The following is a 20,953-nucleotide window of genomic DNA, read 5'->3' as shown; positions in this document are numbered from 1 at the left end:
TTGATAGAGATAAAAATGCAAGTATAAATTTATACAACTATGGTAAATCAATAGCTTAATCATCTAAACGATACTATTGATATGTACCGATACGTTAGTCGGGAATTTACGCCTTTGGAGTATTATATCAAATGTGAGTAGTAATAGAATTTTCTATTATCAAAGCAGATACATTGAAAAAGGAATGAAACATAAGATTTTATAATTTTTTATAGATTTTTATAAGTTTTCAGTAACGGATTTATTAGTATGAATGCAATAAATCATTTTAAAACAATAACTAGGCATAAAATGATAGTGATGAAATATTGTTTTAAAGTGGGATTATATAAACAAGGGTTATTACATGATTTGTCAAAATATTCATGGGTTGAATTTTCAGCAGGAATAAAATATTATCAAGGTAATAGAAGCCCTAATGGTGTTCAAAGAGAGATAGAAGGAGTATCAACAGCATGGCTTCATCATAAAGGAAGGAATAAGCATCATAATGAATATTGGATTGATTACAATATAGATGGTGGAGAGAAAATCTTATGTGGTATGAAAATGCCAAAAAAATACGTAGTGGAAATGTTTATAGATAGAATGGCTGCATGTAAGAATTATGAAAAAGAAAAATATACAGATAGTAGTCCTTTAGCATATTATACAAAAGGAAAACATTATTGTATTATTCATGAAGATACCAAGAACTTATTAGAATTATTGTTAAATAAACTAAGTATAGATGGAGAAGAAAAAACTCTTATTTATATAAAAAACATAGTTTTAAGTAAAAATTTTAAATATTGAAAAGTTATTGACAATAGTATATTTTAGCTTTATTATTATTTTATAATTAAATATAGTAAACTTGTGATGAGGAGTAGTAATTAAGTTTAGATTCAATCAAGAGAGCCTATGTGGGTGAGATTTAGGCAAGAAGGAATTTAATGAATGGACCTCTGAAGTATTAGGCGAAATTATTTTACTATTAAACAAGATTTGAAATATAGTTGTCTTGGAGATTTTATTTTAAGAGTAGCTGATATGGTGACTGCACCTTATAGCAGATATATTTTGAGAGGCATTAATATTATAAATATTAGTGCAATATTAGGTGGTACCGCGGAATATAGATTATTCGTCCTATTTTTTATAATAGGACTTTTTTTACTCTTATAGGAAATTATATTATTTTTAATTTGAGATGCTTTCGGTTACTACAAAGTTAAGGAGGATTTAATAAGTATGGCAAAAGAGATAATTTTAACAGGAGATAGACCAACAGGAAAACTACATTTAGGACACTATGTAGGTTCATTAACTAATAGAGTTGAATTACAGAATTCAGGATTATATGATAGCTATATAATGATAGCAGATCAACAAGCATTAACTGATAATGCTAGAAATCCAGAGAAGATAAGAAATAGTTTGATTGAAGTAGCACTTGATTACTTAGCAGTAGGATTAGATCCTGCTAAATCAACTCTATTTGTTCAATCACAATTACCTGAATTACACGAATTAACTATGCATTATTTAAATTTAGTTACTGTTGCTAGATTACATCGTAATCCTACAGTTAAAGAAGAAATTAAACAGAAAAACTTTGAAAATAGTATTCCAGCTGGATTCTTTATATATCCAGTAAGTCAAGCAGCAGATATAACTGCATTTAAAGCAACTTTGGTTCCAGTAGGTGAAGATCAACTTCCTATGATTGAACAGACAAGAGAAATTGTTAGAAGTTTTAATAATATTTATGGTGATGTTTTAGTTGAACCTAAGGAAATGTTACCTAAAGGAAAAAGTGGTAGATTGCCAGGACTTGATGGAAAGGCTAAGATGAGTAAATCATTAGGAAATTGTATATATTTAAGTGATGAACCAGATGACATAAAGAAAAAAGTAATGTCAATGTATACTGATCCAAATCATATTAGAGTTGAAGATCCAGGTCAAGTAGAAGGAAATATGGTATTTACTTATTTAGATACATTTTGTAAAGATAAAGATGCATTACAAGAAATGAAAGATCATTATAGAAGAGGTGGACTTGGAGATGTTAAGATTAAAAAATATCTTAATGAAGTACTTCAAGCAGAATTAGAACCTATAAGAAATAGAAGAAATGAATACAAAAAAGATATTGCATCAGTTTATGATATATTAAAAACCGGTAGTGATAAGGCAAGACAAGTTGCAGCTAAAACATTAGATGAAGTAAGGACTGCTATAGGATTAGAATATTTTAAATAATTAATAGTCCGCAATAATTAATATCAAAATTATATGCTTAAGTAAATAATATAATATCATTAAGTATTTACTAATATAACAAAAAAGAGTAAAGATTCCTAAATGCTATAAACTCGCTAAAGCTCAAACAGTATAGCATTTTTAACGGGATCTTTACTTTTTTATTATAAGAAATACTAAATTTTATTATAGATAATTTACTTAAATCAATAATTTGTTTCTCTAAAATGCATAAGAAAATGAATAAAGATAAAGTAAAATGGTAACACTAGATGAGTATGGAGATAATATGTTGAAATAAGTATAAGAGGTGAATGTATATATATGGCTTATGTTAATTTTAGAGAAGAGAATTATGTTGCACTTAAGGAATTAAATAATAGAATAAACAATAATGATAACATTATTAGTAAAATAACTAAGGATAAAAGCCTTATTGATTACTACAATGAAGCTAGATATAATTTTAAACTATATGATGGAAAAACATTTAATACAACTAAAGTTTTAGGTGAAGATGAATTCAGAGAAGTATCTTCAAAGGATATAATATGTACTACTTTTATTAATTGTAATATAAGTAATTTCCATTTTATAAATTGTAGATTTATAGGCTGTAGATTTATTAATTGTAACTTTGAAGGTGGAGGCGTTCTATTTGATAATTGTATATTTTATCTAGAAGGAATTAAAGAGAAACCGTCACTTAATGTTAATAGCAATTTATCTTGTTTATTTGAAAGATGTACTATGTATGTTAAATTTAATAATTGTGATTTATCATATAGTATATTTAAAGAATGTTCTTTAAATAATTCGATGTTTTCATTGACAAATATAAGTAGTGGAATAGTACAAAAATGTGATATTACCAAAATAATATTTAAAGATGTTAATATGTCATCTTTTAAGATATTAGATACCTATATTACAGATTTAGAATTTGAAGATGAATATTTAAGCAAAGTAAATGAAAAAACTTTTTTTGATAAAATAAAAGTTAGAAAAAAGACTAAACAAGAATTTGAAGGGATATACAAGACATATGAAGAATATGCAGATATATTTAAAGCAAATTCATTAGAAAATAATTTTGGAGAGTACTATTATCAATGTAAAGTTGCACAAAGAAAATCATTAAGAGGTTTTCCTAGAGTATTTTCATGGATTTATTGGGTTATATGTGGATATGGGGAAAGGATATATTATTTTATAATTTCATCTGTAATTATTATGATAATTTTCGCATTTCTTTTCTTGTTATTTGGTATAAGGGTAGATAACAAGGAAATAGCTTATATTATGCAAAAAAATTTACCAAGCAATATAGGGGAGTTTTGGTTTCATTTTAATCATGCGTTAACTATAAGTATAGGACTTTTTTCTGCAGTAGGTGTTATGGCAGCAGAGCCTATATCAGATATGTACATAATAGGTAATGTAGAGATTTTGATTGGACTTATAATAACTGGACTAGGAATAGGTACGCTAATAAGAAAATTAATTAGATAACTTTTGGGTTATGTTCCTCTTTAGAAAATTATATTTTGTTTGTAGTTGTTGATAAGAGTATCTTAGATTAGAGTATAAGTAATGTTAGAGTATAATACTTAAGGAGTAAAAAGAAAAAATAGTGCCATGACAGAATAACAAAAACAAGTTTTGGAATTTGTTATAATAGCTCTACCAAAATCGACAGCTTCATAAAATCCTAATGGTGATTTTTTTATATTACATACATAGTTGAAAAAATATCAATGTTGTATTAATATTTATAATTAAGAAGAAAAGAACCTAAAGGAGATTTATTTATGAAAGAATTATTTAAAATAAAAGATATGTCATATTATGAAGAGGATTTTTTAGATGATATAAATGACTATTTAGATATTATACCTATACTTAAAGAATTTGAAGGTTCATTAGATTATGAGAGAATTACTTGTACAGAAGAAAATGAATGTTGTCATATAAGTAGAGATAATTATTTTACTCAAATCCATGGATATATAACTAAAGAAGATGAGTTTATAACTAAAGAAGAACAAGAAGAATACAATATAGATAGAGCGGATGTTGATCTATTTGTTATAAGAGTTTATAAATGTGTTGATTGTGGTAAGTGGATAATTGACATATTAGAAGACTAGGTGAGAATAATGGAAAGAATAATTGATCACATTAAATCTATAGATAAAGATAGAGTGATATATATATTAAAAAAGTATTGGCTTAGGTTTTCAATTGGGTTAATAATTATATTACTAGGAATAGGTTATCTTATGGGAAGCAGTGCAACTTCAAAGTCTAGAGTTTTAGCGAAGCTTCAAGATTCACTAGTTACATGTGATTCAAAGGAATTACAAAAAATAATTAAGATTAATAATAAAGAAGTAGATATAGATAAATTAGAACCTTTATTAAAATATTATAAACAAGATTCGTCAAGAATTAGTAGTACAATGAAATTGTTAAAGACAACAGGAGAATCAAATGATTTTGCTTTAAAGACAGAAAAGGGATTTTTAGGTACTAAATATTACTTGGAAGTTAAAGTGTATAATGTAACAATAACAAGTAACTATGATGAAGGAAAATTTTATTTAGATAAGGATAAAAAAAATAAGATAATAAGTGGAAGTCAATTTAAGTCAATTATACCGGGCATTCATAACGTTAATGGAGTGCTTAAAGGAGAATATAGTGATATAAAAGCCTCTAAAGAAATAGTTTTAATGGATAATGAAAATATTAAACTGAATTTTAATGCAATTAACATAATTATTAATTCAAATTATACAGATGCAGATATATATATTAATGACCAGAAGACAAATAACTTAGTAAGAGATAAAAAAGAATTTGGCCCTCTAGCTACTGATGGCTCAATTAAAGTATATATACAGAAAAGTTTCCCATGGGGAACAATAAAAAGTAAAAGTCAAAAGGTTAAAGATAATCCTAATATATCTTTAGAGATAAATATGAAAAATGATGAACTATTAAATCAAGTTAGTAGTAGTGTTGAAGATTTTTACTATAGTGTGTTTGATTCATTAAATCATGAGGATAAAAGTGTGATTGATAATTCTTCGGATGAAGTTAAAGATGAAATGTATAAAACATTTGAAAAAAATTATTTTTTATTAAAAAATAGATATAATATTACTTCATTAAAAATAAATGAAGAAGCAAGCGAATTTTCTTATGTTGATGGAGAATATTATGGTAGGATAGTTACCAATATAAAATATGAAATATCAAAGATAATATTACCATTTGATAAGGATAAGTTTGAAAAAGATTTTTTTGTTGAGATAAAATATGTAGATGGAAAATGGCAAATTCAGAAAGTAGATAACTTTAGTTTGTAAGTTATGTTCAATAAAAATAGAAAGGTATATTTACATGTAATGAATTTATAAATTGTATGTAAGAAAAATGTGTGAATTAGAGGTGGATTTTAAAAAAGTAATAAATAAATATTATGAGGAAAATTTATTTAAAGAGAAAGATTATAAGGAATTTAGATCAGAATTAGGTTATCTAAAAGGAAAAGTACTAGACTATAGAAATGATATTGCTATTGATGAATTAATAAATGAAGAATATAGACAGATATATGTTGGAAGAGAGGTAAATAGAGAATGCAAGAATCTTCCGTTAGAGTTGTTATATGATAAACTTATATATGGTGGAGAAATTATAATAGAATATAACAACTATAATAATAAACAAGTTGAACTTCCAATTATGAAACTATATATAGATGATTTATTATTGGAAATGGGAAAAAAATATTATATAGGATTGGATGAAATTGAGGTCGAATATTCAGTTATAAAAGATAAAAAAGAAATTTTTTATTCTAATGAGAAAATAAAAAATAATTCTTCTGTATCTGATATGAATTCTATAGAAGAAAAACTTAAAAATATAGGATTTGGACAGATAGAGGTATATGGGGATTATAATAAATCAAGATATAACAAGTTCAATTCTACATTAAAAATAATTAGAGCTAGAAAAAGTCTTTTGAAAGAATCCAATGAATATGAAGAATATGATTTAAATTTCAAGAAAGAAAAGTCTTGCTGTGGAAGTAGCAAGTGTTCTAAATGTTCAAAGAAAAATAATTGCAATGGGTGTACAAAAAAATAATGAATTAAGAAAAAAATAATATAAAAAAGTTGATAAATATTATATAATGTTATGTAGACATTATATAATACAAATTAGGGGAATATAGAGGAGGTAGTTCACTTGGCAAAACCAAGCATTTTCAGTAGGGATTATGAGAAGAAAATGAGAAAAAGAAAAAGAAGAATAATTACAACAATTATATTAGTAATTGTTGTGGTAATAGGTGTATTCTTGAAGTTTGAATTAAAGAATATTGATTTTTCTAATATGAGACAGAAGATTCAAGCGTGGGTAGATAGTGGAAAGCCTGAAGAAAAAACTAAAGATAATTCAAATGAAAACAAAGATCAAGAACAAAAAACTAATGAGAAAGAAAATGAAAAAGATGTAGTAGAAAAAGATAAGGAAATGGAACTTGTGGTTTCTGATACATTAACAGTTAAAGTTAAATATTCAGAAGAGGATGGAACTAAGAAGTTCTTATCAATAGACAATAATACTAATATTTCTTATGATATTAGTCCATCTGGAGATAAAATTGTAATAGAAGATGACAATCAAAATCTTATTTTGTTTAATGTAAATGGAGATAAACAAGATATAACTAAACAGTCATACACATCACAATCTGGAAGTGTATTTATGAAGAATGATATTCTTCAATCATACGAAGGATATATATGGCATGAACAAGTAAAATTTATGGATGACTCTAATATAGTTTATGTAAGTCAATTGCCATACTTCGGTTCAGCAGCAACTAATAGGTACTTGTGGATATATAATATAGATGGTATGACAGAAACATGCTTATGGAATTATTATGGTGCAAATATTGTCGTTGGAAATATAGATGCTGAAAAAGGAATAAATGTAAATATAGATAATAATAATTACTATTTAAAACCAGATGCAAGTGTAACACAATAAAAAATATATAATAAAAGATATAAATAATTTGATAATAATTAGGAATATGTGTTATAATATCCTAGTCTAATATTGAGATGAATAACTATTTTAGGAGGAATATAATAAGATGGAAGCTAAAATGGAAAAAATAGAAGCTAACGTAGTTAAATTAGAAATTAAAGTAGAGGCAGAAAAATTTGATGAGGCTTTAAAGAAAGCTTATAATAAGAATAAGATGCACTTTAATGTACAAGGATTTAGAAAAGGAAAAGTACCTATGGGTATGGTTAAGAAATTCTATGGAGTAGAAGTACTATATGATGATGCAATCAATTATGTAATGGAAGATTCTTATCCAGAAGCATTAGAAAAAAATGATGTTAAACCTGTAGATTATCCAAAGGTTGACATAGTTCAAATTGGAGAAGGAAAAGAATTTATATATACTGCAGAAGTAACAGTTTACCCAGAAGTAGTTTTAGGAGACTATAAAGGATTAGAAGTTGAAAAGAAGACTTATGAAGTAACTGAAGAAGATATAGAAAATGAATTAAAATCTATGCAAGAAAAGAATTCAAGAGTAGAAACTAAAACTGAAGGAACTGTAGCAGATAAAGATATCGCAGTTATAGACTTCAAGGGATTTGTTGATGGAGTTGCTTTTGAAGGTGGAGAAGGAAAAGATTATCCATTAGAAATTGGTTCACATTCATTTATAGATGGATTTGAAGATCAACTTGTTGGTGTTGCAGTAGGAGAACAAAAAGAAGTTAAAGTTACATTCCCAGAAAACTATGGCAAAGAAGAACTAAATGGTAAGGATGCAACATTTGAAGTAACAGTAAAAGAAATAAAAGTAAAAGAATTACCAGCATTAGATGATGACTTTGCTAAGGATGCTACTGAATTTGAAACAATAGCAGAAGTAAAAGAAGACATAAAGAAGAGATTAGAAGAAGCTAATAAGAATAGAGAAGAAAGTGAATTAGAAGAAGCTATAATAACAGCAGCTATTGATAGCACAACAATAGATTTACCACAAGTTATGGTTGAAAATGAAGTTAATACAATGGTTAAAGATTTAGAAAATAGATTACAATACCAAGGATTAACAATGGACCAATATATGCAATATACTGGTAATGACCTAGATAAAATGAAAGACTATATGAGAGATGGAGCTGAGAGAAAAGTAAGAGCTGATTTAACTCTAGAAGCTATTGCTAAGGCAGAAAATATAGAAGTAACTGAAGAAGAAGTTAAAGAAAAAGCTGTAGAAGTAGCTAAGGTATACTCAGCAGAAGCAAATGACAAAATGATTGAGTTATTAATGAATGCTCAAAGACCAGCATTAGAAAATGATATTAGAATAAAGAAAACAATAAAATTATTAATTGACAATGCTAAAATTGCGTAATACTATATAAGATATACAAGAAGAATTGCCAGAAAGTAATTTCTGGCAATTTATTAAAATATAGAGTTTTTGGGTATGAATAAAATAAGAAATTCAATACGAATTATATAACTATATAGATATTGGATTAAGGAGGTATTAAATATGGCATTAGTTCCAATGGTAGTAGAACAAACAGGAAGAGGAGAAAGATCTTATGATATTTTCTCAAGACTATTGAAAGATAGAATAATAATGTTAAGTGGAGAAGTTAATGATGATTCAGCTAACTTAATAGTTGCTCAATTATTATTTTTAGAGAGTGAAGATCCAGATAAAGACATTTATTTATATATAAATAGTCCAGGAGGATCTGTAACTGCAGGTATGGGTATATTAGATACAATGAATTACATTAAATGTGATGTATCAACTATATGTGTTGGTATGGCTGCATCTATGGGCGCATTATTATTTTCAAGTGGTGCAAAGGGTAAGAGATTCATATTACCTAATGCAGAAGTTATGATTCATCAACCATTAGGAGGATTCCAAGGTCAAGCAACAGATATTGACATTCATGCAAAGAGAATCCTTAAGATGAAAGAAAATCTAAATAAGATTTTAGCAGAAAATACAGGTAAACCTTATGAAGTTATTTGTGCTGATGTAGAAAGAGATAATTTCTTTGAAGCAGATGAAGCTGTTGCATATGGATTAGCTGATAAGGTTATAACAAAAAATGAGATAAAGAAAGAAGATAAGTAATACAAGTAAGCGAGGTGAAGGGTATGCCTAAATTTGATGACAAAAAGCAACTTAAATGTTCGTTTTGTGGAAAAAATCAAGATCAAGTAAAGAGATTAATAGCTGGGCCAGGGGTTTATATATGTGATGAATGTATAGAATTATGTTCAGAAATAATAGCTGATGAAACAGAAGAAACATTAGAGTTCGAGAGCAGAACTTTATCAAAGCCACAAGAGATAAAAGAATATTTAGATCAATATGTTGTTGGTCAAGAAGATGCTAAGAAGGCATTATCAGTTGCAGTTTATAATCATTATAAAAGAATAAACTCAAATGATACAAAGGCTGATGATGTTGAATTACAAAAAAGTAATATATTATTATTAGGCCCAACAGGTTCTGGTAAAACATTTTTAGCACAAACTTTAGCTAAGTTTTTAAATGTACCATTTGCTATTGCAGATGCAACTACATTAACAGAAGCAGGTTATGTAGGTGAAGATGTAGAAAATATATTATTAAGACTTATTCAAAATGCTGATTATGATGTTGAAAAAGCAGAAAAAGGTATTATATATATAGACGAAATTGATAAGATAGCTAGAAAGTCTGAAAATCCTTCTATTACTAGAGATGTATCTGGTGAAGGTGTTCAACAAGCATTATTAAAGATTCTAGAAGGAACTGTTGCTTCAGTACCACCTCAAGGTGGAAGAAAACATCCACATCAAGAATTTATTCAAATTAATACTGCAAATATCTTATTTATTTGTGGTGGTGCTTTTGATGGAGTAGATAAGATAATTGAAAAGAGAACTAGAAAGAGTTCAATTGGATTTGGAGCAGATATACAATCAAAAGAAGAAAAGGATGTAGGAAATCTTTTAAAAGAAATTGTTCCAGGTGACTTATTAAAGTTTGGATTGATTCCAGAATTCGTTGGAAGATTACCTATAGTTGTTACATTAGAATCTTTAGATGTAGATGCATTAGTTAATATATTAAGAGAACCTAAAAATGCTTTAGTTAAGCAATATAAGAAGTTATTTGAAATGGATAATGTAGAACTTGACTTTAGTGATAAAGCACTTACAGCAATAGCTAAGAAAGCTATAGAAAGAAAGACTGGTGCAAGAGGTTTAAGGTCTATTATAGAAGAAGTTATGACAGAAATTATGTATGAAGTTCCTTCAAATGAAAGAATTAATAAGGTTGTTATAACAGAACCTACTATAACACAAAAGGAAAAACCTGAAGTGCATTTATTACCAGAAGGTGAAAAAAGACCTGTATTGAAAACTAAGAAGGCAAAAGTATCGAATGATATGGAAACAACAGCTTAATAGTGTTTAATAAGAAAGAAGTCATTTGTATTAAATGACTTCTTTTTTTCAAATTGTATACATAATAGTATCTTAATTATTGAAAAATGAGTATATTATGTGTATACTATTTAAGTCTAAATAAATAAAAGTTGTATAAGGAGGAAGAAAAAAATGAATAAATATAAAAAACTTCCCTTAATTCCTTTAAGAGGACTTACAATATTTCCTAATATGGTTATACATTTTGATGTTGGTAGAGATAAATCAATTGCAGCAGTAAATGATGCATTAATAAATAATCAGTACATATTTGTAGCAGCACAGAAGGATCCTGAAGTAGAATCACCTAAGTGCGAAGATATATGTGAAGTAGGTACAATATGTTTAATTAAACAAATACTGAAGTTATCAGAGAATTCAATGAGAGTACTAGTGGAAGGAAAATCAAGGGCAAGAATAAAAGATTACTTAGAGAATGATGAGTTTTTCTTGACAAAAGTACAAATCATTGATGATGAAGATATAGAGGATTCAGTAGAAATAGAAGCTTATTTTAATGAATTAAAAGAACAATTTATAGCTTTTATAGAAGCAAGTGGAGAAGTTAATCCTGAAATAAAGAATAATATTGAATCAGAAAATGATATAAAAACTTTTGTTAATATGGTCTGTGGTTATATACCATTAGATGAGAGTAAAAGACAAGAGCTATTAGAAACATTAGATATTAAAAAAAGAATTGAAATGCTACTTGTAGAGATTCAAAATGGAATAGAAGTGCTAAATGTTCAGAAGAAAATAGCTCAAAAGATGAAAAAGAAGATAGATGACTCACAAAAGGAGTTTTATCTTAAAGAACAATTAAAAGTAATTCAAGAAGAATTAGGACAAGATGATGAAGATACTAGAGTAGTAAAAGAATATGAAGAAAAGGTATCTAAATTAAAAGCACCAGTAGAAGTTAAGAATAAAGTTAATTACGAATTAAACAGATTAAAGAGCATGTCTGTATCATCAAGTGAAGGAAATACAGTACAAGCTTATTTAGATTGGGTTTTAAGTATTCCATGGAGTAAAAATACTAAAGATGTATTAGATATAAATAAGGCAAGAGAAGTATTAGATCAAGATCATTATGGATTAGATGATGTAAAGAAGAGAATTATAGAATATCTTGCAGCTAAGAAATATAGTGGTTCTTCAAAAGGAACTATATTATGTTTAGTTGGTCCTCCTGGAGTAGGAAAAAGCTCTATAGCAAAATCTATAGCAAGATCTATAAATAGAAAATATGTTAGGATTTCGTTAGGTGGAATAAAAGATGAATCTGAACTAAGAGGACATAGAAGAACTTATGTTGCAGCAGTACCTGGTAGATTTATATATTCATTAAAGGAAGCCAAGGTAATGAATCCATTGATTTTATTAGATGAAATTGATAAGTTAGGTGGAGATTATAAAGGTAATCCAGCAGATGCATTATTGGAAATATTAGATGCTGAACAAAATAATGAGTTCAGAGATAATTATATAGAGCTTCCAGTTGATTTATCTAAGGTTATGTTTATAACTACTGCAAATACATTAGAGACTGTTCCTAGACCATTGTTAGACAGAATGGAAATAATTGAAGTATCTGGATATACTTATGAAGAAAAATTCCAAATTGCAAAAAAACATTTAATACCTAAATTGTTTAAGGAATATAAAATTGATAAAGACAAATTTAAGATAAGTAATGAAGCTATAAAACTAATTATAGATGGATATACTAGAGAATCTGGTGTTAGAAGTTTGGAAAGGGTTATTGAAACAATAATAAGAAAATCTATAACTGAGATGCTAGAAAATGACAAAAAAACTATAAATGTTAATGTGAAAAAGGTTGAAGAACTATTAGGTGCAAGACGATTTACAGTAGATGAAAGTGATAATTTAGATAAGGTTGGAGTTGTTACTGGACTTGCATGGACTGCATATGGCGGAGATACACTTCCTATTGAAGCAGTAGCTATGGAGGGAACTGGTAAGTTGCAATTAACAGGTAAATTAGGTGATGTTATGCAAGAGTCAGCGAAGACAGCTTATTCTTATGTTAGGGCTCATGCAAAAGAATATAATATAGAAGGTAGTTTTTATAAAAATAAAGACATTCATATTCATGTGCCAGAAGGCGCTGTTCCGAAAGATGGCCCATCAGCTGGAGTTACAATGGTCACAGCATTAGTATCAGCATTATCAGGACGCAAAGTAAAAGGTAATATAGCTATGACTGGAGAAGTTACTCTAACAGGAAAGGTTCTTCCGATAGGAGGACTAAAAGAAAAATCATTAGCTGCATATAGGGCAGGTATAAAAACTATAATTATTCCAAATGATAATAAAAAGGATATAGAAGATATACCTAAGAGTATAAGAAATAAAATAAACATTATTGAAGCAAGTGATGTTAGTGTTGTAATAAAGAATGCAATGTGTGGAGGTGAAGCTCTTGATAATAAAAAGTAGTGAATTTATAATATCAGCTGTTAAGAGAAATCAATATCCTGTAGATAATAGAGTTGAAATAGCTTTTGTTGGTAGATCTAATGTAGGTAAGAGTTCAATAATTAATGCTTTAACAAATAGAAGGCATCTTGCAAAAGTTAGTCAAACACCAGGTAAAACTAGATTAATAAATTTCTTTTTAATAAATAATGATTTTTATCTTGTGGATCTTCCTGGATATGGATATGCAAAGGTGTCTAAGAAAGAAAAAGAGAGTTGGGGTAAAACTATAGATACTTATTTGCATGGAAGAGACGAATTAAAGAGAGTAGTACTATTAGTTGATTCAAGACATAAGCCAACAGCAGATGATATAATGATGTATGAATGGATAAAACATTATGGATATGATGTTATTGTTGTAGCTACAAAAAGCGATAAGTTATCTAATAATGAATTACCTAAGAGTAGAAAATTAATAAAAGAAACACTAAAGTTAACACCAGAAGACAGATTCTATTTCTTTTCTTCATTAAATAAAAAAGGAAGAGATGAGCTTATAGATAATTTATTTTCTGATTTAGCTAGTGAATAAAGTATATTTAGAAAAAGCTTGGCTGTTATGATAAAGCCAAGCTTTTTTTAATCTTTTAACTTTATAGAATTATATATATTTTATATTTACAGTGTCAAATAAGAATTGCAAGAATACAATGTACTATAAAATTAAATATTTACTTCTTAAGGAGGAACGGTTATGGAAATCAACGATATCATCAATGGATTAAATTGTAATAATGGAAGTAATAGTAGTAATAATAATTGCAATTGCAATAATAGCTGTGGATGTTCAAATAATTGCTGTGGTGGAAACTGTGGTTTAGGTAATATGTGTGGAGGATTTGGAAACGGCTTTGGCGGCTGGTGGATATGGATAATCTTATTATTCTTCTTCTTTGGCTGGGGCGGAAATGGCTTCGGTGGAGGATACGGTGGTGGATATAATAATATGATGATGAATCCATGCTGTAACCCATGCTGTGATTGCTGCTGCGGAAAGAAGAAAAAATCAAAATGTAGTGACTGCTGCTGTGACTGGTACAACAATTGCTGCTGTGGATACAACAATGCAAATAACAACTCATTCTGTGGTGGATCTTGGTGGTTATTCTTATTAGTACTTTTATTTATATGTTCTGGAAGTTGTTTCGGTGGTGGCTCATGTGGATGTGGCTTAGGAAATGATGGAATAGGTTGCTTATAATAGATAAAAGATTTAACTAATAAGAAAGGAGTGCTAGCTATGTCAAAAAGAAAGCATAAAGATGATTGCTGCTGTAATAGTTGTTGCCCATGTTGTTGTTCTATGATGAATCCTTATTATATGAATAATTATGGTATGAACAATGGATTCTTTGGACCATTTGGTGGCAATAATGCATGTGGACAAGGTGCTTGGGACAATGGAATTTTGGAAGCTATTGTATTCTGGCTAATTGCATGTGGAGCAGGTTTATTAAACACTAATTCAATCTTGATAATATTACTATTTATCCTATATGGATGGGCTTGCGATAATGGCGGCTCTGGTCTATTTGGCTTATAGTAAAGTTAAGGTGGAGGGCATTATTTAAAAAAAGCCCTCCAAAAAATTAACAAATAATATTTTATATACATATATTAAATTGACAAAAGTAAATAATTGAGGGGAGGACAGAGGGAGTAATGTCAAAACATAAACATAGAAATAGAGAAAGGTATCAAGGAAATGGAGCGTATTCTAGATATAACAATTCTATAAATAATAATCCTTTTGGTATAAATCCACAGCAGTTATTAAATATGTTAGGAAATAATTTCAATATGAATAATTTGTCTAGTATGCTATCTTCTATGAATAAGGAAGGGTTTGACTTTAATAATAATCCATTTGATGAAAGTAAAGTTCAGCAAGAAAATAACAAACAACAAGAAACTAATGTTGGAGAAAATAATAGTTTCAATGACATAAAAGTAAACGAAAGTGATGATACAATAGAATTTATATTATCATTAAAAGCTATTGTTGATCCTAAAAGAATTAGTTTCTTAGATAAAATAATTGATTTATATAAAGAGGGAAAAATATAAAAAAAGATGTATAAAAAAATTAATAGTGGCAATAATAAATAATGTAAACGAGAGTAGCCCTCTTAATTACATTGGTAAAACGAAATTCGTTTTACTACCCCCCATCCCCCTTGGTCGCATATTTATAATATGCGGCCTTAATTTTATAAATAATTGAGAAATAGGTAGTTAGACTACAACATCACCATAATGCTTAGATAATTAAAATATAATAAGATTAGTGTAAGTAACCATTATTATATAAGTTTATTAGTATAATAAGATATTTGAAGAAAAAGATATGCTTAAAGCAATATCATTCTTTATTTTAAATAATAATACTTGAAATTTTGTGGTTTCCTTCATTGTCTATATCAGTTATAACATTTAGAATTAATTCTTTTTTTGAATTCGAGTTGTTTTTATTGAATTTTTCAAATGTTAATCTCCAAGATATAGAATTTATATTACCTTCTATATCGCTAGATTTATCTATGAAAAAGCCATCTTGAAAACTATAAGTATTATTATCTTTATCTAGATTCCATAGTATTTTTAATTCTTCAGAATTAATATTATCAGAAAATATATCTGGAATTGAATCTAGTTCGTATTGAGTTTCTATTAAATCTATAAAAGGAAGTATATTTTCTATTCCAGGAATGGTTTTATTGAATTTAGTTACATCAATTATATTGTTATTTGATATCATAAAAGAAGTAAGCGAAGATATACCTTCAGAAGAGTTAATGCTATAGCATATTGGTGTTTTATTTGAATCTAAATGTATAATTCCAAATATATTATTAGTAGTTTGATATATGTTGTTAAAGGAGTTTTCGCAATATGATAAGATTGCTAGTGTACTTTTGTTATCATAATTGCTTTGCAAAATTATTTCAGGAGAAAGATTTCTAGAAATATTGCATAAGTACATTTTTAATGGCCATGAAGCAGTTGTAGAGGAATTATTAGTTGTTTTAACATAATCAGATAAATTATATTGTTTTTTATTTATTGTAACAATAGCAGTGTTATTAGAAACTTTAATAACATCATTTATACCATCAGCATTTATATCTACAGAAGTATTATCAGAGATTGGGGAATATGCATTTAATACATGTAAATTATCTGTTGTTATAGAGTATATAAGGGCAATAGTAGTAAAGATAATAGTAGCAGTGATAAAAATATATTTTTTCTTTATAAATATTACCTTCATAAATATAACACCTCCAATAAAATATACTAGAGGAAAATAAAAAAAAGAATTCAAAATAAAAAATGATTATTATTTTGAATTCTAATTATATATTATTTAGAACATTTAGGACATATTCCGTAGAAATATATTTGATTAGTTGATACAGTGAAATCTGTGTATTTTTCAGCTTCTTTATTTAGTTCATCTACTGGAAAGTTAAGTAAGTCATCTACTTTGCCACAAGTGAGACATTGAATGTGTGGATGAGATTCAACACGTGCATCATATCTAAAGTTACCTTCTCCAACATTAAGTTCTTGTATTAATCCAACTTCGGTTAATGTCTTTAATGCCTTATATACAGTAGCTAAACTCATAGTTGGATATTCATCATGAAGAGCAGTGTAAATAGTTTCTGCAGAAGGATGTATAGTAGTGCCTGATAGATATTTATATACTGCTAATCTCTGAGGAGTTAATTTTAATTTTTTTTCTTTAAATAATGCAATTATTTTATCCATAATGTTTAATCCTTTCGTTTTATTGTATAAATATTATATAAGAAAAACTAACAAGTGTCAATTTGTATTAAATAATAATAAGTATTAAATAATAAGCTGATTGTTAAATAATAATATATATCTGCTAATTACCTAAATATTTTTCTATAAAATCATAAATTATTGCAATTACTTACAAAGGGTGCTAAACTTAATGTATATAGATAGTGAGTTTAGGAGGTTTGATAATATGGCAAAATATAAAGTCGGAGATGAATTAATAATAGTAAATGATCCAAGCGAAGAGAAAGAAAAATTAAAGGAACTTACTCACTTAACAGTAGAGGACAATTATGCACAATTTTCATGGGGAATAAAAATTCTAAACGTAGAATATGATGAACCATATGTTACATTAACTTATAGAAATTTTAAAGGTGAAAAAAATAAGGTTTTTGCTGAATGTAAAAGTGTTAAGGATTTTGATAAAGAAAAAGTATTAGAAAAAGCTTTATTAAAAGCATTCCAAAATGAAATAATAGATATTTCTGTTTTAAAGAATATCGGATTTAAGTAATGGCATAAAAGGGTAATTGAATTATGGATATTTTTTTCGTAAGACAAGCGGTTTATGATAAAAACCGTAATGTCTTAGCATATGAAATAGCTTTTAATAAACAAGAAACTTTATCAGATAACCTTAGTTTAGAAGACAGAAGATTAAAATTTGTTTGTAATATGGGAACCGTTGGGTTAAACCGATTTACAAATAACAAGAAAGCCTTTATAAATTTCACAACTATTTCTATTTTAGAAGAGATACCTGATTTATTAGGAAAAGATAATATAATTGTGCAACTTAATAAGAATATAGATTTGGATTATGAAGTGATAAAAAGTATTCAAGAGCTACACAGAAGTGGATTTACTATTGCGTATAAGGATGTGTGTAGTTATGAAGAAATAGAAAAAATAATACCTTATTTAGATATTGTAAAGATTGATATTAACAATGTTGAGAGAAGAGATATATTATCAATAGTAGCGAAGTTAAAAGACAAAAAAATAAAATTATTAGCTAATAATGTAACTAGCGAAGAGCTATTAGATAAAGCAATTAGCGACGGATTTTATATGTTTGAAGGAGAATATTTCTCTAAACCAGTTATAGTAAATGATAAAGATATTGCAGTTAGAAATTCTAATCGTTTTAATATAATAGTTGAACTTTTAAATGAAGAAGTTGATATTGAAAGAATTGAATATATAATTAAATCAGATTTATCAATAAGCTATAAGCTTATTAGATTTTTAAATTCATCAACTTTTGGTTTTATTCAGACTATAAATTCTATAAAACAAGCAATTATGTTGCTAGGTAGAGATGAACTTAGAAAATGGCTTACTCTTATTGCAATAAGTGAAATGCAAGTAGACAACAATGAGGAGTTAGTTAAAAATACAATAGCAAGAGGACGTTTTTGTGAATTGCTTGCAGAAAAGATTGTTCCTCAAAAGAAATCAAAAGCATTTATGGTAGGATTATTTTCAGATTTAGATTTATTTATGGACAAGCCTATGAAAACGTTAGTAGAAGAAGTTCATTTAGAAAAAGAGGTTAGTGAAGCTCTATTAGGAGAAGAAAATAGTATAAGAAAAATACTAGAATTAGTAAAGGCCTATGAAAAAATGGATGTAAGAAAAGTACAAGCATATTGCGAGGAGCTAAATATTGACAAACAAATCTTATTTGATATATATTCAGAAGCCATTGATTGGGTAAATGAGACCAATATATAAATATTTTGAACAATTAGTTAATAATTGGATAAAGTGTTTAAATATAATAGGACATGTATTATAATATAGTCTATAAAGAAAGACTGGTATAAAAAGGGTGATAATTATGGGAAAATGTCCGTTTTGGTCAACATCAAAGAAAAGTGTAAAATGTTATAGTGAATGTCCTATGAATAACGATTCAGAAGATGAAGTATGTTTGTTCAAGGAACATATTAATGGTGGAGTTTTAGAATTTAAGGATATAATAGAAATTGAGCATGATTATGATAAAAAAGAAGAAAAGCTAGATTTCAGTTTCCTTAGAACTTCTAATTTTTAATTGCTTATATGGTATAAAGAGATATAGTGTAGGATAAATGTAAAGGTTATCCTTGCTATATCTCTTTTATTTTTATTGATATAATTTGCTATGCTCTACAAGTAAATTATGCTTTAGATTCCATAAGTCTTCAGAAAGATCTACATAGTATTTGTGAGGATTTTCTATTCTTAAAATTTCAGGCCATAATTTGCTTGTTTCTGTTTTTGCATAATCTCTTATTTCTAATACAGAAGGACTATTATATACTAATTTACCAGCTTTAAATATAGGAACTAATAGATCTTTAGCATAAAAGTTGGTAAATGTTTTTCTCTTCCAAGTATGAACTGGGTCAAATAGCTCTATTGTATCTAAATTAGTATAGTTTTCATCATGAAGTGCAATTATATCTGCTAGTGCTTTATCTGTATCCTTATCAAATAAACGAATTATCTTCTTGAAACCAGGATTAGTTATTTTATCTTCATTTTCGCTTATTTTTATCTTTGGAACTATTTTATTATTATTTTCAATGGCAGCTAGTTTATAGACACCACCAAATACTGGTTCAGATTTTGCTGTTATAAGGCGTTCACCTACTCCAAAAGAATCTATACAAGCACCTTGATCAAGTACATCTTTTATAATGTATTCATCTAAGGAATTAGATATGAGAATCTTACAATCTGGATAGCCGGCTTCGTCTAGAATTTTACGGCATTTCTTGGTTAGATAAGTGATATCACCAGAATCTATTCTTATTCCCACTGGTCTTTTATTCATTGGTTTTAAAATTTCATCAAAGACTTTTATAGCATTTGGAAGTCCAGATTTTAAAACATTGTATGTATCTATTAATAATAAAGTGTTGTCAGGGTATGTTTGAGCCCATGTTTTAAAGGCATCATATTCTGTATCAAATAATTGTACCCAACTATGAGCCATTGTTCCAACTGCTGGAGTTTGGAATAATTGATCTGTCAAGGTACATGCAGTAGAACTACATCCACCTATTACAGCTGCTCTAGCTCCATATATTGCTCCATCATAGCCTTGAGCTCTACGAGAACCAAATTCCATAACAGGTCTATCTTGTGCTGCACGACATATTCTATTAGCTTTTGTAGCAATAAGTGTTTGATGATTTATAGTTAATAAAACCATAGTTTCTACTAGCTGTGCTTGTATAATAGGTCCTTTAACTATAACTAAAGGTTCATGAGGAAATACTGGATTTCCTTCTGGAACTGCATAAACATCACAAGAGAATTTGAAAGTTTTAAGATAATCTAGGAATTCTTCTGTAAATATATTTTTGTTTCTTAAAAAATCAATATCCTCTTCAGTGAATCTTAAGTTGTTAAGATATTCTATAAGCTGTTCTACACCAGCCATTAAACAATATCCTCCACCATCAGGAACTCGTCTAAAGAACATGTCAAAATAAGCTATTTTATCAGTTAGATTATTGTTTAAATAACCATTACCCATAGTTAATTCATAAAAATCTACTAACATAGTAAGGTTTCTTTCGTTTTTAACATCAAATTTCATAATAAAATCTCCTTTTATAAAATTACGTTCTGTTAAGTTATATGAACATTGCTCTTCTCAACACTAGGAAATATAATAGGTTTGACTAGAACTAATTATCCCCCCTAGAAAAGGAGAGAAGAACAATGAACAAAACTAAAATAAAATGTCCTCGCTGTCACTCTGACCAACTATATAAGTTTGGTTTGGATAAGCAGGCTAATCAAAAATATCAATGTA

At 27.6% G+C, this 20,953-nt stretch carries 22 protein-coding genes; 19 read left to right on the top strand and 3 right to left on the bottom strand.

Going from position 1 to position 20,953, the window contains the following annotated elements:
- Positions 1 to 249: 249 nt before the first annotated feature.
- From KQI77_RS04915 to KQI77_RS04845, 15 genes are all read left to right on the top strand, one after another.
- On the top strand, positions 250 to 795 hold the full coding sequence (locus KQI77_RS04915; RefSeq protein ID WP_216389009.1) for a DUF5662 family protein: 546 nt from the start codon (positions 250 to 252) through the stop codon (positions 793 to 795).
- Positions 796 to 1,233: 438 nt separating this feature from the next.
- Positions 1,234 to 2,247, top strand: coding sequence for a tryptophan--tRNA ligase (gene trpS / locus KQI77_RS04910; protein WP_216389007.1), 1,014 nt, complete (start codon positions 1,234 to 1,236; stop codon positions 2,245 to 2,247).
- A gap of 324 nt (positions 2,248 to 2,571) precedes the next feature.
- Positions 2,572 to 3,759 (top strand): pentapeptide repeat-containing protein, encoded by a 1,188-nt coding sequence (locus KQI77_RS04905; protein ID WP_216389005.1) that lies wholly within the window; start codon positions 2,572 to 2,574, stop codon positions 3,757 to 3,759.
- Positions 3,760 to 4,058: 299 nt separating this feature from the next.
- The gene (locus KQI77_RS04900) at positions 4,059 to 4,397 is read left to right on the top strand and encodes a hypothetical protein (RefSeq protein WP_216389003.1); all 339 of its coding nucleotides are present in this window, start codon (positions 4,059 to 4,061) and stop codon (positions 4,395 to 4,397) included.
- Positions 4,398 to 4,406: 9 nt separating this feature from the next.
- On the top strand, positions 4,407 to 5,621 hold the full coding sequence (locus KQI77_RS04895; RefSeq protein WP_216389001.1) for a hypothetical protein: 1,215 nt from the start codon (positions 4,407 to 4,409) through the stop codon (positions 5,619 to 5,621).
- Positions 5,622 to 5,703: 82 nt separating this feature from the next.
- A complete protein-coding gene (locus KQI77_RS04890) occupies positions 5,704 to 6,408 on the top strand; it encodes a hypothetical protein (protein WP_216388999.1) in 705 nt (234 codons plus the stop codon).
- Between the two features lie 102 nt (positions 6,409 to 6,510).
- On the top strand, positions 6,511 to 7,320 hold the full coding sequence (locus KQI77_RS04885; RefSeq protein ID WP_216388998.1) for a hypothetical protein: 810 nt from the start codon (positions 6,511 to 6,513) through the stop codon (positions 7,318 to 7,320).
- Between the two features lie 109 nt (positions 7,321 to 7,429).
- Positions 7,430 to 8,719, top strand: a complete 1,290-nt coding sequence (tig, locus tag KQI77_RS04880) for a trigger factor (RefSeq protein WP_216388996.1) — start codon at positions 7,430 to 7,432, stop codon at positions 8,717 to 8,719.
- Positions 8,720 to 8,863: 144 nt separating this feature from the next.
- The gene (gene clpP, locus KQI77_RS04875) at positions 8,864 to 9,466 is read left to right on the top strand and encodes an ATP-dependent Clp endopeptidase proteolytic subunit ClpP (protein ID WP_216388994.1); all 603 of its coding nucleotides are present in this window, start codon (positions 8,864 to 8,866) and stop codon (positions 9,464 to 9,466) included.
- 23 nt (positions 9,467 to 9,489) lie between these two features.
- The gene (gene clpX, locus KQI77_RS04870; RefSeq protein WP_216388992.1) at positions 9,490 to 10,791 is read left to right on the top strand and encodes an ATP-dependent Clp protease ATP-binding subunit ClpX; all 1,302 of its coding nucleotides are present in this window, start codon (positions 9,490 to 9,492) and stop codon (positions 10,789 to 10,791) included.
- Positions 10,792 to 10,944: 153 nt separating this feature from the next.
- The gene (lon, locus tag KQI77_RS04865) at positions 10,945 to 13,281 is read left to right on the top strand and encodes an endopeptidase La (RefSeq protein WP_216388990.1); all 2,337 of its coding nucleotides are present in this window, start codon (positions 10,945 to 10,947) and stop codon (positions 13,279 to 13,281) included.
- The gene (gene yihA, locus KQI77_RS04860; protein ID WP_216388984.1) at positions 13,265 to 13,855 is read left to right on the top strand and encodes a ribosome biogenesis GTP-binding protein YihA/YsxC; all 591 of its coding nucleotides are present in this window, start codon (positions 13,265 to 13,267) and stop codon (positions 13,853 to 13,855) included. Before lon ends, yihA begins: the two co-directional genes overlap by 17 nt.
- 162 nt (positions 13,856 to 14,017) lie before the next feature.
- Complete coding sequence (locus KQI77_RS04855; protein WP_216388982.1) at positions 14,018 to 14,524, top strand: hypothetical protein; 507 nt, start codon at positions 14,018 to 14,020, stop codon at positions 14,522 to 14,524.
- A gap of 39 nt (positions 14,525 to 14,563) precedes the next feature.
- Entirely contained in the window at positions 14,564 to 14,866 is a 303-nt protein-coding gene (locus tag KQI77_RS04850) for a hypothetical protein (protein WP_216388980.1), read from the top strand.
- Between the two features lie 119 nt (positions 14,867 to 14,985).
- Positions 14,986 to 15,390: a hypothetical protein gene (locus KQI77_RS04845; protein WP_216388978.1), complete on the top strand. Its 405-nt coding sequence runs from the start codon at positions 14,986 to 14,988 to the stop codon at positions 15,388 to 15,390.
- A 307-nt stretch (positions 15,391 to 15,697) separates the two neighbouring features.
- Here the strand turns inward: KQI77_RS04845 and KQI77_RS04840 are convergent, their stop codons facing one another.
- The gene (locus KQI77_RS04840; RefSeq protein ID WP_216388976.1) at positions 15,698 to 16,594 is read right to left on the bottom strand and encodes a hypothetical protein; all 897 of its coding nucleotides are present in this window, start codon (positions 16,592 to 16,594) and stop codon (positions 15,698 to 15,700) included.
- Between the two features lie 92 nt (positions 16,595 to 16,686).
- Positions 16,687 to 17,097, bottom strand: coding sequence for a Fur family transcriptional regulator (locus tag KQI77_RS04835; protein ID WP_216388974.1), 411 nt, complete (start codon positions 17,095 to 17,097; stop codon positions 16,687 to 16,689).
- A 229-nt stretch (positions 17,098 to 17,326) separates the two neighbouring features.
- Here KQI77_RS04835 and KQI77_RS04830 point away from each other — a divergent pair, with 229 nt between their 5' ends.
- The 3 genes from KQI77_RS04830 to KQI77_RS04820 all read left to right on the top strand — a co-directional run bounded on the left by KQI77_RS04830 (position 17,327) and on the right by KQI77_RS04820 (position 19,198).
- Positions 17,327 to 17,653 carry a hypothetical protein gene (locus KQI77_RS04830; RefSeq protein ID WP_216388972.1) on the top strand — a complete coding sequence of 109 codons (327 nt, stop codon included), beginning with the start codon at positions 17,327 to 17,329 and terminating at the stop codon, positions 17,651 to 17,653.
- 23 nt (positions 17,654 to 17,676) lie between these two features.
- Complete coding sequence (locus tag KQI77_RS04825) at positions 17,677 to 18,876, top strand: EAL and HDOD domain-containing protein (protein ID WP_216388970.1); 1,200 nt, start codon at positions 17,677 to 17,679, stop codon at positions 18,874 to 18,876.
- Between the two features lie 106 nt (positions 18,877 to 18,982).
- Complete coding sequence (locus KQI77_RS04820; protein WP_216388968.1) at positions 18,983 to 19,198, top strand: hypothetical protein; 216 nt, start codon at positions 18,983 to 18,985, stop codon at positions 19,196 to 19,198.
- A 72-nt stretch (positions 19,199 to 19,270) separates the two neighbouring features.
- On the opposite strand, the gene KQI77_RS04815 is transcribed toward KQI77_RS04820, so the two are convergent.
- Complete coding sequence (locus KQI77_RS04815; protein WP_216388966.1) at positions 19,271 to 20,734, bottom strand: nicotinate phosphoribosyltransferase; 1,464 nt, start codon at positions 20,732 to 20,734, stop codon at positions 19,271 to 19,273.
- 125 nt (positions 20,735 to 20,859) lie between these two features.
- Between KQI77_RS04815 and KQI77_RS13165 the strand changes: the two genes are divergently transcribed.
- On the top strand, positions 20,860 to 20,953 hold a 94-nt coding region (locus tag KQI77_RS13165), incomplete at its 3' end, for an IS1 family transposase (RefSeq protein ID WP_216389011.1).

The sequence above is a fragment of the Clostridium sp. MSJ-8 genome, from assembly GCF_018918325.1.
In the GTDB taxonomy this organism is placed as follows: domain Bacteria; phylum Bacillota; class Clostridia; order Clostridiales; family Clostridiaceae; genus Clostridium.
Note: the sequence above shows the minus strand (reverse complement) of the source record. Positions and strands in the feature narration are given on the sequence as shown.

Excerpts from the sequence above, each read along its gene's own strand:
- tig (WP_216388996.1), top strand. The coding sequence starts at position 7,430 with ATGGAAGCTAAAATGGAAAAAATAGAAGCTAACGTAGTTAAATTAGAA.
- KQI77_RS04845 (WP_216388978.1), top strand. The coding sequence starts at position 14,986 with ATGTCAAAACATAAACATAGAAATAGAGAAAGGTATCAAGGAAATGGA.
- KQI77_RS04815 (WP_216388966.1), bottom strand. The coding sequence starts at position 20,734 with ATGAAATTTGATGTTAAAAACGAAAGAAACCTTACTATGTTAGTAGAT.
- lon (WP_216388990.1), top strand. The coding sequence starts at position 10,945 with ATGAATAAATATAAAAAACTTCCCTTAATTCCTTTAAGAGGACTTACA.
- KQI77_RS04900 (WP_216389003.1), top strand. The coding sequence starts at position 4,059 with ATGAAAGAATTATTTAAAATAAAAGATATGTCATATTATGAAGAGGAT.
- KQI77_RS04825 (WP_216388970.1), top strand. The coding sequence starts at position 17,677 with ATGGATATTTTTTTCGTAAGACAAGCGGTTTATGATAAAAACCGTAAT.
- KQI77_RS04830 (WP_216388972.1), top strand. The coding sequence starts at position 17,327 with ATGGCAAAATATAAAGTCGGAGATGAATTAATAATAGTAAATGATCCA.
- KQI77_RS04895 (WP_216389001.1), top strand. The coding sequence starts at position 4,407 with ATGGAAAGAATAATTGATCACATTAAATCTATAGATAAAGATAGAGTG.
- KQI77_RS04850 (WP_216388980.1), top strand. The coding sequence starts at position 14,564 with ATGTCAAAAAGAAAGCATAAAGATGATTGCTGCTGTAATAGTTGTTGC.
- trpS (WP_216389007.1), top strand. The coding sequence starts at position 1,234 with ATGGCAAAAGAGATAATTTTAACAGGAGATAGACCAACAGGAAAACTA.
- KQI77_RS04820 (WP_216388968.1), top strand. The coding sequence starts at position 18,983 with ATGGGAAAATGTCCGTTTTGGTCAACATCAAAGAAAAGTGTAAAATGT.
- KQI77_RS04835 (WP_216388974.1), bottom strand. The coding sequence starts at position 17,097 with ATGGATAAAATAATTGCATTATTTAAAGAAAAAAAATTAAAATTAACT.
- KQI77_RS04840 (WP_216388976.1), bottom strand. The coding sequence starts at position 16,594 with ATGAAGGTAATATTTATAAAGAAAAAATATATTTTTATCACTGCTACT.
- KQI77_RS04855 (WP_216388982.1), top strand. The coding sequence starts at position 14,018 with ATGGAAATCAACGATATCATCAATGGATTAAATTGTAATAATGGAAGT.
- KQI77_RS04915 (WP_216389009.1), top strand. The coding sequence starts at position 250 with ATGAATGCAATAAATCATTTTAAAACAATAACTAGGCATAAAATGATA.
- clpX (WP_216388992.1), top strand. The coding sequence starts at position 9,490 with ATGCCTAAATTTGATGACAAAAAGCAACTTAAATGTTCGTTTTGTGGA.
- KQI77_RS04905 (WP_216389005.1), top strand. The coding sequence starts at position 2,572 with ATGGCTTATGTTAATTTTAGAGAAGAGAATTATGTTGCACTTAAGGAA.
- clpP (WP_216388994.1), top strand. The coding sequence starts at position 8,864 with ATGGCATTAGTTCCAATGGTAGTAGAACAAACAGGAAGAGGAGAAAGA.